The organism is Cupriavidus basilensis, from assembly GCF_000832305.1.
Lineage (GTDB): Bacteria > Pseudomonadota > Gammaproteobacteria > Burkholderiales > Burkholderiaceae > Cupriavidus > Cupriavidus basilensis_F.
Window position 1 is genome coordinate 2183409 of record NZ_CP010537.1, and the last position, 16102, is coordinate 2199510.

Below are 16102 nucleotides of genomic sequence, written 5' to 3' on the forward strand. Positions count from 1 at the left end.
ACAACGCCGGTCGTGCACGGCTGGACTTCATTCTTATCCGGAGCTCCAATGCATCCCCAATCCGACTCTCGCTCCCCAGCGTTCTTCGCCCGGCAGGTGGCCGGCCTGCCCACAGCCCTGTGGCTGCTCACCGGCCTGCTGATCCTGCTGCTGTGGTTCGGCACGCTGGATTTTCGCCACCTGCTCAGCTCCGATGAAGGCCGCTACGCCGAGATCTCGCGCGAGATGTTCGCCAGCGGGGACTGGGTAACGATCCGCTACAACGCGCTCAAGTACTTCGAGAAGCCGCCTTTCCATATGTGGGTGACGGCGCTGTCGTATACCTTGTTCGGCGTGGGCGACTGGCAGGCCCGGCTATGCGCGGCGCTGTCCGGCATGGTTGGCCTCATCGCGTCGATGTTTGCGGCAATGCGCTGGTATGGCATTCGCGCTGGCCTGCTGACCGGGCTGGTGCTGGTGGCCGCGCCGATGTGGAGCGTGGCCTCGCACTTCAACTCGCTGGACATGACGCTGTCCGGCGCCATGGCCTGCGTGCTGGCCTTCATGCTGGTGGCACAGCATCCCGACGCCACGCCTGCGGCCCGCCGCTACTGGATGTGGGCCTGCTGGGTGGCCATGGGCGTGGCGATCCTGAGCAAGGGCCTGGTGGGCATCGCCCTGCCCGGGCTGGTGCTGGTGATTTACACCCTGATCTCGCGTGACTTCGGGCTGTGGCGGCGCCTGCACCTGATCTCCGGCATCGCATTGATGCTGATCGCGACGGTGCCCTGGTTCTGGCTGGTGTCGGCGCGCAACCCCGAATTCCCGAATTTCTTCTTTATCCACGAGCACTGGCAACGCTATACGTCGACAGTGCACTCGCGCGGCGGGCCGGTCTGGTACTTCGTGCCGTTGCTGGTGGCGGGCTTCGTGCCCTGGCTGGGGCTGGCGCCGCGCATGTGGGAGGTGGTGCGCGACGATGGCGCCGCAGCCCGCGTGGCGACGGTTCGGCGCCTGCGGCCAGCGCTGTTGCTGGCTGTGTGGGCCATCGCCATCTTTGTCTTCTTCAGCCTGTCCGGCTCCAAGCTGCCCGGCTATATCGTGCCGGTCTTCCCGGCGCTCGGCATGCTGGCAGCCATGGCGCTGGAGCGCATCGGCGAGCGCGGCTGGCGACGGCAGCTCAACGCCATGCTGGTAATCATGGCGATCGGGTTGCTGGCCAGCCCGGTGGTGGCCACGCTGCATTCCAACCACACTGCGGTCGCCGACTACCGCCGCTACGCGGTCTGGGTGGCCGCCGCGTTTGTCGTGATGCTGGCGGGCACGTGGCTGGCGCGCCGGCTGCTGCGCACCCACGGCCTGATGCCGAGCATCGTGGCCTACACGCTAGCGCTGCTCACCGGCTTTACCACCGCGCTGCTCGGGCACGAATCGATCGGCGGCCCGGCCTCGGGCGCCAGCCTGGTGCCAACCATCCGGGCGGTACTCAAGGACGACATGCCGATCTACGGCGTGCGCACACTGGACCACACCCTGCCGTACTATCTGCGCCACACCACCGTGATGGTGGAACACCCCGACGAGCTGGAGTTCGGCACCCGGCAGGAGCCGCAGAAATGGCTGCCCACGCTCGACAGCTTTATCGCCCGCTGGCGCGAGGGGCCGCCGGCACTGGCGATCATGTCCGCCGATACCTACCGCGAGCTGACAACGCGCCAGCTGCCCATGCACCTGGTTGCGCAAGACCAGCGGCGCATCGTGGTGGCTAACTTTCCGGTGGCGGCTTTGCTTGGCCGCCAAGCGCCTTGAAGTTCTTGAACCCGGCGCCTTCGCGAGCAAATCGGTCACCGACCTATGTGCGCCGGGTCCGATCCCTTTGCCGACCCAACAAACACAATCAAAATATGACTGAATCCGAATCACCTGGATTGCAGATAGGTTGCAACGGCGTTGGCTTGATCGGTATTCAGATTGTGTGCGACCGCACTCATGACCGGTGCATTGCCGCGCGACTTGTCCCTGAAAGCCTCGATCTGACGTAGTAGATAGGATTTATGCTGCCCGGCAAGTCGCGGGAATTGCGCCGCACCCTGTCCCAGCGCGCCATGACAGGACGCGCAGGCTGGCACCCCGTCATCGGGAGCGCCATGCTCGAAGATGGTCTGCCCCTTGGACATCAGTGCCGTGTCTCCGGCCGCACCGGGTGCCGCAGTTTGACCTGCATAGTACTCGGCCAGCGATCGGACGGTTGCGTCGTCAAGTTGTGACGCGATGCCCCACATGAATGAACGCGCCTCCGTTTCGCCACGCGCATGCTCCCGAAAGCCTTTGAGCTGCGCCTCCAGGTATTCAGGTGTCTGAGCGTCAAGCCGGGGGAACATCGGCGATTCGCTTCGCCCGTGAATGCCATGGCAAGTTGCGCATAGCTGGGCAGCGAGCTTGGCGCCATCCTCGCCATAGGCCTGGATGATCGTCATGCCCATGCCCGTGAAGGTCAGCAGCGCAATCAACGGTACACGGATGGTCAGCGTCATTTTCATAGTCGTACCCAGCCCAGAAAATCTCCAACGGCAGATGTTGCCGGTGGCTCGTTCAGAACATAAACCAGCCGAGCAGATATAGCGTGTTGTTATCGCCAGCATTCCTGCCGTTACCGTCGTAGTTCGAACGTGCACCATTGAATTTAAGGAACCACGTGTACTGCACCGCAAACTTGACTTGCGGGTGAGGCAGATAGTTGAGCTCGAAGATCAGCCCGCGCGTGTCGGGATATCCATTGGCACTGCCTGTGACCGGCGCCGGAGCGTACAAGCCCGTATCCGCGTTTCCGGTGGTCGAGAAGTAAGCCAGCGTGCCGCCATACTTGCGCTGGTAGATATAGGATGCCTTGGCCTTGAAGGTCGTGAGGTGGTCGGTCGGGTTCGCCGGTGTGGGGCCAGCGCCTATGCCGCCGCTGGGAAAGCTCGCGCGCCAGTCCTGTTTCTCGTAGATCCAGGCTGCCTGGGCAGTAAAGGCATGAGGTAGCGTGAGGTACTGGTACTGCGCGTCCAACGCATAGTCGCTGAAGCGGTCCGTGGGCGTGCCGGGCAGCGTGTTGTCCGGATACCGGCTGGCTATCAGGCCGAAGGTGCCCGCCATGATGGAGTGCGGGCCCCACTCCCGGTTGTACGCCACGCGCCAATATGGGTTCGCGCCACTCAGGCGTGCTACGCCCCCCGGTGTGTTGCTATCTTGTCCGGTCCGGAATACCGAGAATGCCTGGTCGGCCGTCCGATATAGGCCAAATTCGACATAGAGGCTGCGCTGCCAGAAGAGGTACGCGGACGCGCCCGCCACTTGTTGCGCCAGCCCGCCATCGATGAGCGTGCTCGCCGTTGGCGTGAGCGAAACACTGCTCGACGCGTAGGGATAACCGAAAGCTGGCGTGCTGTTCCACACGTCGGAGACCGTCGGGTTGTTGTTGACGGTCATGCCGTAGATGAAGTCGACATCGTTATCTGTCAGGTGCCACGCGGCGCGGATATCTGTGTTGTCGAGCGCGGCATGGTGGGCGATGCCATCGTAGGTCCATTGCCCAAAGGCACCCACATGGTCAACGATGCGGCCGGCATAGAAGACGCTAGCCTGCTGCAACGTAGTATCGCCATCGCGCAGGAAGTCGTAATTGGCCCGGTCAAGCGTCCTGGTATGTGTTTTTGAGACCTGCACCATTGCCGAGACTGGAATGGTGGTGTTGTTCGTCAAGGTGTAGCCAGTCAACTTGAAGAAACGGCCGAACGGGGTCAGTTCGGGAAAACTCACATGGCACGCCATGCAGGCCATGCCCGTCTGGCGGGCAAAGGCGGGAACCGCCTCTGCCTCCCTCGGCAGCAGAGCAACCACGCAGGCGAGCGTCAATAGCGCCTTTACGGCGTACCGTGTGTAAGCCCTCATCATGTCCCCCGGCTTCCCTTTGGATTACGTTCTTAGGCTGGCACTTTTTCCAATCCTAGAAAATCAAGTAACCTTTGAACAGGAATTCCGACGCAAAAAGCTTGTGCTGCGTCAAGTTGCAGCGGATGCGGGCGGCCAGCCGCGACTTCGACGATCCCCTTTGCCGCCGTCCAGGCGATTCTTCCAACCCTCTTGATGAGGAAATATGCCCAGGCGACATAAAGAACAGCATCGTGTTGAGGCCATTGGGTGGCTGCGTGCCGCGGTGCTCGGCGCCAATGACGGCATCGTATCGACCGCAAGTCTCGTTATCGGCGTGGCATCGGCACACACCGCTCACGCAAATATCGTGCTCACGGCAGCCGCGGGTCTGGTCGCAGGAGCCATGTCGATGGCAACAGGGGAATACGTATCAGTTTCATCTCAGGCAGATACCGAAGCGGCGGCCTTGTTCCAGGAACAGGCTGAACTCGACGCCGATTTTCCACGCGAGCAGCAAGAACTGACCGCGATCTATATGCACCGTGGCCTGGATCTTTCGCTTGCCAGGCAGGTTGCCGAAAAGCTGATGGCGCACGACGCCCTCGGCACGCATGCACGCGATGAACTGGGGCTTTCGACTGCGACCGCCGCACGGCCTTTGCACGCCGCGCTGGCTTCCGCCAGCAGTTTTTCGGTCGGCGCTGCCCTGCCGGCTACCGTCGCAGCGCTTGCCCCCGAATCGGCAGTGATCCCGTGCATAGTGATCTCGGCGTTGATATCGCTGGCTGCCCTGGGCGGCCTGGCTGCAAAAACCGGCGGTGCGAGGGTCGGCCCGGGCGTTATCCGCGTGGTCTTCTGGAGTGCCTTGGCCATGGCTGTGTCATCGGGCATCGGCCTGTTGTTTGGCAGGACAGGCTGAAACTCCTTAGCTCGACGGCGCGGCGTTCGGGGCGCCGCTTGAAAGGCTCCCGCTCTAGCTAAGCACAAGCCGAATGCGCCGCGGTGGTATCGAATGGACAGGCATGCTCCTGAATCACGGACCGGCAGATTGAGCACTATACTGAAACGCTACATATCCTCATCGGCGAAGCGGGATAGCCATTGCGCGATGGCATGAGGCATCCTGCCTATTCGCGATCCGGAGGTTGCCATGAATCCGCTCGTCCAGGCCCTGACTATCTGTAGCGGGAAACTGCTGGGGGAACTCGAAACGATCTACAAGGATATCCACCAGCACCCGGAACTGTCGATGCAAGAGGTTCGCACCGCCAAGCTCGCGGCCGACTACATCGAAGCGCTCGGCTACGCGGTGACGCGCGCGGTTGGCGTCACGGGCGTCGTCGGCGTATTGCGCAATGGCGAAGGCCCCACCGTGATGCTGCGCGCCGACATGGATGCGCTACCCATGGCGGAGAATACGGGCCTGCCCTATGCCAGCACCGTCAAGGCAAAAGATGAAGATGGTGTAGAGGTCGGCGTGGCCCACTCCTGCGGACACGACCTGCACGTGACATGGCTGATGGGGGCGTCGCGCATTTTTGCAGAGCATCGCGACGCCTGGAAAGGCACTGTCATGCTCGTGTTCCAGCCCGGCGAGGAAGTGGGCCGGGGTGCGGCGAGCATGGTTCAGGATTGGGGGGAGGGGCGCTTCCCCAAGCCAGACATTATCCTGGGCCAGCACGTGATGGTAGGACTGAGTGGAACGGTCCGCTACCGCCCAGGTGTTATCTTGTCAGCCGGTGACAGCTTGAAGATCAAACTATTCGGCCGCGGGTCACATGGCTCACAACCGCAGACCGCCATCGATCCGGTGATCATGGCTGCCGCCACCACTTTACGTCTGCAAACCATCGTTTCGCGTGAAATCTCGCCGCTGGACAATGCCGTGTTGACCATTGGCTCGCTGCAGGCCGGCACCAAGGAAAACATCATTCCCGACGATGCCACGATCAAGCTCAATATGCGCACCTTCGACGAAGATGTGCGCGAGTACATGCTGTCATCCGTCAGGCGAATCTGCTGCGCCGAGTGCGATGCCTCCAACGCCGAGCGGCCGCCCGAGTTCACCACCCTCAGCAGTTACCCGCTAACCGAAAACGACGATGCGTCGACGCAGAAGATCGCGGCGGCCTTCAAGGCGCAGTTTGGCGACCAGGCCTATGAGACGGCTCCGGCGTCGGCAAGCGAAGACTTCAGCATCTTCGGGCGTACGTGGAATGTGCCGTACGTCTTCTGGTTCGTCGGCGGTACCGACCCCAGTGTGTATGCGCAGGCCAAGAAGGACAAGCAAATCAACAAGATACCTAGCAATCACTCGCCCAAGTTTGCACCGGTCATCCACCCGACGCTGGAAACGGGGCTGCAGGCCATGTTGACAGCCGCGTCTGCCTGGCTTTGCGGTCATCAAGAGGCATGATGGAACACAGTCTCTTTGCCTTGGTCGACCTGTTCGGTACCTTCGCCTTTGCAGTCAGCGGTGCCCTTGCCGCCGAACAGAAACGCCTCGATCTGTTCGGCGTCGTCGCGATCAGCTACATGACAGCCTGCGGGGGAGGCATCGTTCGGGATCTCTGCCTGGGCTCGTTACCGCCGGTGGGCATCTCCGATTGGCGGTATCTCGCGACCTCGGCATTGGCCGCGGCGATGGCAATCTGGGCGAGACCAATCGTCGACCATCTTCAGCATCCTGTCGTTTTTTTTGACTCGCTTGGACTGGGCTTCTTTGCTGTCGTTGGCGCACACAAGGCGCTGCTGTTTGGCCACAACATCGAGGTGGCCATCGTGCTCGGCATGGTGACCGCGGTCGGCGGCGGCGTGGCGCGAGATGTGGTGCTCAATCGCGTACCGATCATCCTGCAGAAGGAAATCTATGCACTTGCCGCACTGGTTGGCGCAGCCTTGCAGGTGCTTGGACAATTCATGGAATGGAGGGTGGCAGTTACGCCCTGGTTCGCGGCGTCGATCTGCTTCGCAATCCGCCTGCTTGCGCTCCGCTATTCCTGGAGCCTTCCTGTTTTTCACAAGACGGACGCCGCGCACTGAAAAAAGGCCGGCAGATCTGCCGGCCAAGCGTCCTTGCACCCAGTGAACAAAGGCAAGGTCGATATGACTTGTCTCCAGCGCACCCCGACAGCACGCTGGCTGAAATCGCGAGCGCTATTAGAAGCGGTGACGCACGCCAACCATGGCGCCGGTCTGGTTCTGGCCAGGCAGGGTGTTCATTGTGTTGGTCACGCCGTAGGTTGCCTGCCCCTTGTTCTTCACGTAGCCGAGCAGCACGTAGGCATCGGTGCGCTTGGACAGGGCATAGTCGGCATTCAAGACGTACATCCACGAACTGTTGCTGTCCTTGCGGGCGTCGGTGTAGTAAGCCGCGCCGGTCAGGCTGAAGGCAGGGGTGAACTTATACAGCGCGCCCAGCCAGTACAGGTTGTCCTGGCGGACTGCGGTCGCGCTGGTGACCTCATCGCGCATCCAGCGATAGCCGGCGAACACCTTGGCATCGCCGAACGCATACGCGCCACCGATTGCGGCGCGCTTGGCCGCAGCGCCGGACGTGGCAATGGTGCTGCCCTGGTACTGGTCATACGCGACACCCACCGAGACCGGGCCGTTCGCGTACGCCAAGCCGCCACCGAAGTTCTTGCCAACCCGGAAGCTACCGGGCACTTCCCCACCATTGGCGACGTTGCTATCGCGGCCGAAGCTGTAGAAACCCGTGGCGGTCAGGCCGCCGAACTTGCCGGTGTACTTGACGGCGTTGTCGGCGCGGCCGTTGAAGCCCTGGGTATCGACCGAGTTGAGCGAGTAGCTGCTGCCGACCGCCATCGGGTCGTAGGCGCCGAACAGGTCATACAGGGCGTTTTGCTGGCGGCCCAGCGTGACTGCGCCGAAGTTGCTCTGCAAGCCGACATAGGCCTGACGGCCAAACAAGCGGTTGCCTTGGCCGGACTTCCCCGTGTCGAGGTCAAAACCGCTTTCCAGCACGAAGATGCCCTTCAGGTTATTACCCAGGTCCTCCACACCGCGAATGCCCCAGCGCGAACCGGAGAGGCCACCGGACGTCACGCCTGTGACCGAGCCGCCACCGTTAGGGCCTTGCACGTGACTCTGGAAGCTAACGCCGGCATCGGCGATGCCGTAAAGCGTCACGCCGGACGATTGCGCCGAAGCAGCGGTGGACACGGCGCACGCAGCAGCTGCTGCCAAAACGAAGAGAGGTTTTTTCATGATCATTTTTCGGTTTCTGATTGATCCGGTAGGGTCGCGCTACCGGGGAAGCCTGCCTTGGCGAGAAGGCGAGACAACCAAGGCCAACTCCATGCGAGTGACGCATCGTAAGGCACTTATGTGACAGCAATAAGTAAATAGTTATCAGATATAAACATCTATTGTTCCGCATACGGGAATAACTGTTCGGGCAGGCGGCCAGTGAAGCATCGCCCTGAGGGCGTGCGCGGCGCTAAGCGGGGACGCGACCCACGCGCTTGAGTTGCAGTAAGGCAGCGAGTTTGGCGAGAGCCCAGAAGGACCTGCCAGGCTATGCCGCCAGGGCATGGAGTTGCCACACTGTGGCGGTAGCGCACCCTCCGGGCCGGTGGATTCACCCCTTGGCAAGACAGCGATCCACGCAGCGATCGCTGCGTGGCCAGGGCACCACCGCGGTGAACCGCGCGCGCATCAGGCCTGAGGCCCGCCCTGCCGCTTCAGCGCCATCGCCAGCACACGCGCCACGTGCATGGCCTCGGTGTCGGCGCCGTCCAGGATCTGGTGGCGGCAGCTGGTGCCGTCGGCCACCACGATGGCATTGGCGGCGCGCTTGCGCACCGCGGGCAGCAGCGCCAGCTCGGCCATGGCCTTGGACGCCTCGTAATGCTCGGCCTCGTAGCCAAAGCTGCCCGCCATGCCGCAGCAGGACGATTCCACCGGGGAGACCTTCAGGCCGGGGATCCAGCCCAGCACGGTCTGCACCGGGGTGAAGGCGTCGAATGCCTTCTGGTGGCAGTGGCCGTGCACCACGGCCTCGCTCGTCTGCAGCGCATCGAGATCGAGCGCAAGGCGGCCGGCTGCCTTCTCGCGCACCAGGAACTCCTCGAACAGGAAGGCCTGCGCGGCCAGCTTCCTGGCGTCGTCGCCGTAGCCATAGCTCAGGAACTCGTCACGCAGGGACAGCAGGCACGAAGGCTCCAGGCCGACGATGGGAATGTCGCGATCGACATAGGGCTTGACCGCATCCAGCAGGCGCCGCGCCTCCTCCCTGGCCTGGTCCACCAGCCCCGCCGCAAGAAAGGTGCGGCCACAGCACAAGGGGCGCTCGCCTTCGCGGCGGTTGAAATGCACCGTGTAGCCCGCCGCCTCCAGCACCTGCTGCGCCGCCAGTGCGTTCTCCGGCTCCATGTAGTTGCTGAAGGTGTCGACGAAGAGCATGACTTCGCGGCCCTCCCCGCCCTGGCGCATTGCCTTGGCTTTCGACAGGAACGCGGCCTTGAAGCGCGGCAGCGAGCGTTGCGGCGCGAACCCCATGGCCCGCTTCACCACACCGGAGATGCCGGGGATGCCATCGGCCAGCGCCAGCAGTGCGGCAAGGCGGCTCGCCACGCTCGCATAGCGCGGCATGAACGCCACCATGCGCTCGCGCAGGGTGATGCCGTGCCGCCGGGCCCAGGCATGGCGCGCTTCGATCTTGAACCTGGCCATGTCCACGCCGGTCGGGCAATCGCGCTTGCAGCCTTTGCAGGCGACGCACAGGTCGAGCGCTTCCTTGACTTCGGGGCTGGCAAGGCCGTCATCGCCCAGCTGCCCCGACACTGCCAGGCGCAGCGTATTGGCACGGCCGCGCGTGACGTGCTGCTCGTCCTTGGTCACGCGATAGCTCGGGCACATGGTGCCCGCATCGAACTTGCGGCAGTGGCCGTTGTTGTTGCACATCTCCACCGCCGCAGCCAGGCCGCCGGCGCGGTCGGTGCCCGTGCCGGGCGCCGTTTCCTCGCCGGTGAGCGGGTTGCGGCTGACGTTCCATGCGGACCAGTCGAGCGCCGGCGTGAGCGGCAAGGCGGCATAGCCCGGCGCAAAGCGGAAGTTCTCGCGCGCGTCCATCCTGGGCGGGCGTACGATCTTGTCCGGGTTGAAGCGGTTGTCCGGATCGAACAGCGCCTTGATCTCGCCGAAGGCGGCGTTGATGCGCGGGCCATACTGCCAGGCCACCCATTCGCCCCGGCACAGGCCATCGCCGTGTTCTCCGGAGTACGCGCCCTTGTACTCGCGCACCAGCTCGGCGGCTTCCTCGGCGATCTCTCGCATGCGCTCCGCGCCGTCGCGCCGCATGTCCAGGATTGGGCGCACATGCAGCGTGCCCACGCTGGCATGGGCATACCAGGTGCCTTCGGTCTCGTGCTTGTGGAACACGGCGGTAAGCCGGCGGGTGTACTCGGCCAGGTGCTCCAGCGGCACGGCGCAATCCTCGATAAAGGAAACCGGCTTGCCGTCGCCCTTCATGCTCATCATGATATTGAGCCCGGCCTTGCGCACGTCCCACAACGCCTTCTGCGACTTGGCGTCGGCCATCTTGACCACCGAGCCGGGCAACCCCAGGTCGCTCATCAGCGCCGCCAGGTCGTCGAGCTGCGCCAGCAGCGCGCTGTGTTCCTCCCCCGCGAACTCGACCAGCAGGATGGCCTGCGGCTCGCCAGACAAGGCGCTCTCGATGACGGGGCGGAACGCCGGGTTCTCCATCGACAGGTCGATCATGGTGCGATCCACCAGTTCCACCGCAACCGGCTTGAGCCTGACGATATGCTGCGTCATGTCCATGGCCTGGTAGAACGTGGGGAAATTCACCACGCCCAGCACCTTGTGCCGCGGCAGCGCAGACAGCTTCAGCGTGACCTGGCGGCTATAAGCCAGCGTGCCTTCCGAGCCCACGAGGATATGCGAGAGATTGGCGTAGCCGTCGTCGGTATAGGCGCGCGGATTCTGGCATGCGAACAGGTCGATGTTGTAGCCGGCCACACGGCGCAGCACCTTGGGCATGCGCTCGGCAATCTCGTCGCGCTCGCGCGTGGCAATGCGTTGCAAGCCCTGCAGAATGCCCGCCACGCGCGCGTCGGAAACGGGTGCCTTGAGCGTGCCGAAATGGCATTGGCTGCCATCTGCCAGCACGGCATCGATGCCCAGCACGTTGTGCACCATGTTGCCGTACTCGATGGAGCGCGAGCCGCAAGAGTTGTTGCCGGCCATGCCGCCGATGGTGCACTGCGCCCCCGTCGATACATCCACCGGGAACCACAGCCCGTGCGGCTTGAGCCAGGCGTTGAGGTGGTCCAGCACGATGCCGGGCTCAACCGTGACGGTGGCGGCCACGGGATCGAAATCCACCACGTTGTTCAGCCACTTGCTGTTGTCGATCACCAGCGCCTCGCCAACCGTCTGGCCGCACTGGCTGGTGCCGGCGCCGCGCGCCAGCACCGGGGCCTTCTCGTCGCGGGCGATCTCCAGCGCCAGCAACAGGTCCGCCTGGTCCCGCGGCACCACCACGCCGATCGGCGTGATCTGATAGATGGAGGCATCGGTGGCGTAGCGGCCCCGGGTGGCGCGGTCGAAGAACACGTCGCCGCGCAGTTCCTTGCGCAAACGGGCCGAGAGCGGCGACAGGGCCGGGCCGGCGCGGCCCGGCGACGGCACCAGATGGATCGGCTTGACGAGCATCGGGGAGGAGGATGGGTTCATGGCTTTCTACCAGGGCTTGTGTGGCGCGGTGCCGTGCCGGCGCGCCTTGTCATGCGAGGATCAGTTCTGCGTGGCTCAGGCGCGCAACGGCTTCGAGGCATCCGCGGGCTCGGCTTCGAACTTGCTCTCTGGCTGCATGCGCAAGGCCAGGATCACGCCGACGCCCATCAGCACCATGCTGCCGATAAAGGGCAGCTCCCAGCTGCCGAAGCGGTCGATCAGGTAGCCCGAGAGCACCGGCGAGATGATCGCGGCCAGCGCCGAGCCGGAATTCATCATGCCGCTCGCGGTGCCGGAATGCTCCGGCGCGATGTCCATGGGAATCGCCCACATCGGCCCGATCGTCATCTCGGCAAAGAAGAAGCCGGCGGCCAGGCAAGCCATCGAGACATAGAGGTTGTGCGTAAACAACAGGGGGAGCAGCGACAACATGGTCAGCAGCATGCAGACCGCCACCATCGCGCTGCGCGCGCGCTTCAGGCTGCCCGTACGGTCGTAGAGCTTGTCGGTGACGACGCCGCCCAGGGTATCGCCGATCACGCCGGCAAAGAACACGGCGGAGGCAAAGATGGCGGACTTCTTCAGGTCCAGGTCGTAGCTATGCAGAAAGTACTGCGGAATCCAGCTCAGGAACAACCACAGGGTCCAGCCGTAGCAGAAGTAGACGATGGTCACGGGGGCCATGCGCTTGAACAGGCGGCGCCAGGGCACGTCGGCAGCCTTCTTCCTGGGGGCCGGCAGCGTCTCGAGTTCTGCCGGGGTCATGCGGGGATGGTCCTTCGGATGCTCGGTGAACGTCACCGCCCACAGCGCCACCCAGACCAGGCTGATCGCGCCGCAGATGTAGAACGACTCGCGCCAGCCGTAGACCGCCATGATGGCGACAACCGCGGCCGGGGCCACGGCGTTGCCGACCCGGGCGCAGGCATGGGTGATCCCCTGCGCGAAGCCGCGCTTTTCCTTGGGCACCCAGCGTGCCATGGCGGCGGTGGCAGCCGGAAAGGTAGCGCCCTCGCCCAGGCCCAGCAGCAAGCGCGCGGCGAGCAGGGAAACCAGACCGCCGGCAAAGCCAGTGAGCAACGTGGCAGCAGCCCACAGCACGCCGCAGACCATCAGGGTGCGCTTGGCGCCGAACCGGTCGCTCACCCAGCCGCCGATGATCTGGAACACCAGGTAGGGATACGCAAAGGCCGAGAACACCAGGCCGATCTCGGTCTTGCTGAGGTTGAACTCCTGGCCAAAGCCGGCCGCGGCCGTGCTCACATTGACGCGGTCCAGGTAAGTGATGAAATACATGATGCATAGCATCCCCAGCACGACGCTGGTTGCACGCAGGCGCTTCATGGTTTGTCTCCGTTGTGTTATTCCTGCCCGCCCGGCGGGACGCCGGGGCCAGGGCAAATTCATCGCGGCCGGCTCTATGGCCGGCTCCATGGCCAGTTCGCGCTACCGCCCACAGGCGGTGGCATGGCTGCCGAATGGCAAAAATGGGCGGCACCTGTCCCTGACCTCACCCCAAGGAGTGAAGCCACGCCTGCTTGCACTGGTTAACTTCTTGTTGCCTTGCGCGGGTTCAGGAAGGCCGCCCTGCCCTCCCGTGCTGGCTTATGCCGCGGCCTTCAGCACCGGGCTATCCGCATGCGATGCCAGGTACTCCATCGCCGCCACCACGCCGCTGGCCGCCACCGGCACGCCGGCGAGCTTCAGCCCCATCTCGCAGCCGGACAGCGTGGCCATCAACGTGAGGTCGTTGCAGTCGCCGAGATGCCCGATGCGGAACATCTTGCCGCGGATCTTGCCCAGCGCCTGTCCCAACGACATGTCGAAGCGTTCATAGATGCGCTTGCGCACTTCGTCGGCGTCCACGCCGTCGGGCATCATCACGCCCGTCAGCACGGGGCTGTACATGGAGGCATCCGCGCACTGGATCTCCAGGCCCCAGGCCCGCACCGCGCGGCGGGTGGCTTCGGCCAGCCGCTGGTGCCGCGCGAAGACGTTGTCCAGGCCCTCCTCCAGGATCATGTCCAGTGCCTCGGACAGGCCATAGAGCAGATTGGTGTTCGGCGTGTACGGCCAGTAGCCGTTCTTGTTGGCTTCGATGATCTCGTCCCAGGCCCAGAACGCGCGCGGCAGCTTTGCCGCCTTGCTGGCCGCGATGGCCTTGGGCGACAGCGCATTGAAGCTGATCCCCGGCGGCAGCATCAGCCCCTTCTGCGAACCCGATACCGTCACGTCCACGCCCCACTCGTCATGGCGATAGTCCGCCGAGGCCAGGCCGGAGATGGTGTCCACCAGCAGCAGCGCCGGGTGGCCGGCCGCGTCGATGGCGCGGCGCACCGCAGCGACGTCGGAGGTCACGCCGGTCGAGGTCTCGTTGTGCACCACGCACACCGCCTTGATGGCGTGCGCGCTGTCGGCGCGCAGGCGGGCTTCGATCATGTCGGCCCGCACGCCATGGCGCCAGCCCTCGACGCCCGGCAGCCCGAGAAATTCCGGCTTCAACCCGAGCGCTTGCGCCATTTTTTTCCACAGCGTGGCGAAGTGACCCGTCTCGAACATCAGCACCGTGTCGCCGGGGCTCAGTGTGTTGGTCAGTGCAGCCTCCCAGGCGCCGGTGCCAGAGGCCGGATAGATGATGACCGGCTGCTCGGTCTTGAAGATCTTCTTGATGTCCGCCAGCACCTTGCGGCCCAGCGCGCCGAACTCCGGGCCACGGTGGTCGATGGTCGGGTAGCTCATGGCACGCAGGATCCGGTCGGGCACGGGGCTCGGGCCGGGGATCTGCAGGAAGTGGCGGCCGGCGGGGTGGAAGTCGAGTTTGATCATGGGTTGTTCCTCCTTTGTGAATTATGCATTTTGCATTCAAAATACTTTAGCAGACGAAGCGCGCCACATCCAAGCGCTGTTTTGGCCTGAACACCGGGTGTTTACCCCGGTTCTGGGTGCCTGCCAGGAGATGCAGTAGAATGCGAAAAACGCAAAGATAAGGACTTTGAATGCAGAATCCATCTGGCAACGACCTCACGCGCCCTGCCGCGGTCCTCCCCAAGGTTGAGCGCCAGCGGCTGCACGACACCGTGGTCGACCACCTGCGCAAGTTCATCGTGGAAGGCGTGCTGTCCCCGGGCATGAAGCTCAACGAGCGTGAGCTATGTGAAACGCTGGGCATCTCCCGCACGCCGCTGCGCGAGGCGTTCAAGGTGCTGGCGGCGGAGGGCCTGATCGAGATCTCGCCCAACCGGGGCGCCAGCGTCTCGCGCATGACCGAGGCGGAAGTCTGGGAAACGTTCGAGCTGATGAGCGGCCTGGAAGCCTTCTCGGGCGAGCTGGCTTGCGAGCGCATCACGCCGGCCGAGCTCGCCGAGATCAAGGCGCTGCATTATTCGATGCTGGCCTGCCGCGTGCAGAACGACCTGCCGGGCTACTACAGCCGCAACCAGGAAATCCACGACCGCATCAACGAGGCGGCCCGCAACACCGCGCTGCGCCAGACCTACCAGGGCATCAACCGCCGCCTGAAGGCGCTGCGCTTTCGCTCCAACCACCAGACGGACAAGTGGGACCGCGCCGTGCATGATCACGAAGACATGATCAAGGCACTGGAAGCGCGTGACGGCAAGCTGCTTGGCGCCATCCTCAAGCGCCACTTGCTGGAGAAGCGCGACGCCATCATGCAGATCCATCCGGATCCGGTCGGCGACCCGCCTGCCCATAACGACTAAAGTCAGACGGTCTCCGATAGCCATGTGCTGGCACTGGACCAAAATGGAGTCAGCCGCTATCTGCAAGACCCCCACGGGAGATTGTCATGACAGCCCATAACATCCACGTTTTGCCACACGGTTCCGGATGGGACGTGATCCAGGAGGGCGCGCGGTATGCCAACTCGCATCACGCGTCCCAGGAAGACGCCGTGGAGGCCGGCACGCGCGACGCCCAGCGCGAGCAGGTCGAGTTATTGATTCACGGACAGGACGGACAGATCCATACCCGCAGCAGCTTCGGGCATGAGCCTCGCTCGATATAGCATGAAGATGGCCAAGCCGATAAGCGAGACGGATGAGAGAAACCGATAAGCGAAACCGAACGGCACGACATGGCATCCAGCAGCCGGAAGGGCAATCCGGGACATAAGCCCAGGTCCTGACGCCATGTCCCCGCGTGGGCTGGCGTCTACGTGCCGTTCTTGCCCCCCGTGCTGGCCACCGTTGCCGCCGCCCCCTGTGCCGGCGCGGGCGGCGCTCCACTGATCTTGGGCACGCACTCGGCGCGGAACCACGCAACGGTGATCGGCTCGCCGGCCATCAAGCGCTTCGCGGTAGGCACCACCTGCTCGCCAACCAGCATCCCAAGCAGCCCGATCAAGGCAATGGCGGGCGGGGCCGGCGAGCGGACCTGCAACAGCGCATAGATGATGCCAACCAGAATCCCCGCGCCGAACGAAACAAGAAACAGCTTCATGGTCCTTCTCCCTGGAAGTAGC

General features: G+C 63.9%; 13 protein-coding genes. 6 read left to right on the forward strand and 7 right to left on the reverse strand.

Features of this window, described 5'->3' with window-relative positions; translation table 11 throughout:
* Positions 1–48: 48 nt before the first annotated feature.
* Positions 49–1788, forward strand: coding sequence for a glycosyltransferase family 39 protein (locus RR42_RS30355; RefSeq protein WP_052495081.1), 1740 nt, complete (start codon positions 49–51; stop codon positions 1786–1788).
* Positions 1789–1898: 110 nt separating this feature from the next.
* Here the strand turns inward: RR42_RS30355 and RR42_RS30360 are convergent, their stop codons facing one another.
* Both RR42_RS30360 and RR42_RS30365 read right to left on the reverse strand, forming a co-directional pair.
* On the reverse strand, positions 1899–2462 hold the full coding sequence (locus RR42_RS30360) for a c-type cytochrome (protein ID WP_236702239.1): 564 nt from the start codon (positions 2460–2462) through the stop codon (positions 1899–1901).
* A 109-nt stretch (positions 2463–2571) separates the two neighbouring features.
* Positions 2572–3780, reverse strand: coding sequence for a hypothetical protein (locus RR42_RS30365; RefSeq protein WP_043358223.1), 1209 nt, complete (start codon positions 3778–3780; stop codon positions 2572–2574).
* A gap of 337 nt (positions 3781–4117) precedes the next feature.
* On the opposite strand from RR42_RS30365, the gene RR42_RS30370 reads away from it, so the two are divergent.
* The 3 genes from RR42_RS30370 (at position 4118) to RR42_RS30380 (ending at position 6936) form a co-directional block, all read left to right on the forward strand.
* Positions 4118–4813, forward strand: coding sequence for a VIT1/CCC1 transporter family protein (locus RR42_RS30370; RefSeq protein ID WP_043355485.1), 696 nt, complete (start codon positions 4118–4120; stop codon positions 4811–4813).
* 231 nt (positions 4814–5044) lie between these two features.
* Positions 5045–6310 carry a M20 family metallopeptidase gene (locus RR42_RS30375; RefSeq protein ID WP_043355486.1) on the forward strand — a complete coding sequence of 422 codons (1266 nt, stop codon included), beginning with the start codon at positions 5045–5047 and terminating at the stop codon, positions 6308–6310.
* Positions 6307–6936 carry a trimeric intracellular cation channel family protein gene (locus RR42_RS30380; protein ID WP_173430735.1) on the forward strand — a complete coding sequence of 210 codons (630 nt, stop codon included), beginning with the start codon at positions 6307–6309 and terminating at the stop codon, positions 6934–6936. The genes RR42_RS30375 and RR42_RS30380 overlap by 4 nt, the downstream gene beginning before the upstream one ends.
* A gap of 117 nt (positions 6937–7053) precedes the next feature.
* Here the strand turns inward: RR42_RS30380 and RR42_RS30385 are convergent, their stop codons facing one another.
* The 4 genes from RR42_RS30385 to RR42_RS30400 all read right to left on the reverse strand — a co-directional run bounded on the left by RR42_RS30385 (position 7054) and on the right by RR42_RS30400 (position 14445).
* Entirely contained in the window at positions 7054–8124 is a 1071-nt protein-coding gene (locus tag RR42_RS30385) for a porin (protein ID WP_043358224.1), read from the reverse strand.
* Between the two features lie 450 nt (positions 8125–8574).
* Positions 8575–11619, reverse strand: coding sequence for an FAD-binding and (Fe-S)-binding domain-containing protein (locus RR42_RS30390; RefSeq protein WP_043355490.1), 3045 nt, complete (start codon positions 11617–11619; stop codon positions 8575–8577).
* A gap of 75 nt (positions 11620–11694) precedes the next feature.
* Positions 11695–12963: an MFS transporter gene (locus RR42_RS30395; protein WP_043355492.1), complete on the reverse strand. Its 1269-nt coding sequence runs from the start codon at positions 12961–12963 to the stop codon at positions 11695–11697.
* Between the two features lie 261 nt (positions 12964–13224).
* A complete protein-coding gene (locus tag RR42_RS30400) occupies positions 13225–14445 on the reverse strand; it encodes a pyridoxal-phosphate-dependent aminotransferase family protein (RefSeq protein WP_043355494.1) in 1221 nt (406 codons plus the stop codon).
* Between the two features lie 170 nt (positions 14446–14615).
* Between RR42_RS30400 and RR42_RS30405 the strand changes: the two genes are divergently transcribed.
* Together RR42_RS30405 and RR42_RS30410 are read left to right on the forward strand one after the other, a co-directional pair.
* The gene (locus tag RR42_RS30405; RefSeq protein ID WP_043355496.1) at positions 14616–15341 is read left to right on the forward strand and encodes a GntR family transcriptional regulator; all 726 of its coding nucleotides are present in this window, start codon (positions 14616–14618) and stop codon (positions 15339–15341) included.
* A gap of 86 nt (positions 15342–15427) precedes the next feature.
* A complete protein-coding gene (locus tag RR42_RS30410) occupies positions 15428–15646 on the forward strand; it encodes a DUF2188 domain-containing protein (RefSeq protein ID WP_043355498.1) in 219 nt (72 codons plus the stop codon).
* A gap of 146 nt (positions 15647–15792) precedes the next feature.
* Here the strand turns inward: RR42_RS30410 and RR42_RS30415 are convergent, their stop codons facing one another.
* A complete protein-coding gene (locus tag RR42_RS30415; RefSeq protein ID WP_043355501.1) occupies positions 15793–16080 on the reverse strand; it encodes a XapX domain-containing protein in 288 nt (95 codons plus the stop codon).
* Positions 16081–16102 lie beyond the last annotated feature (22 nt).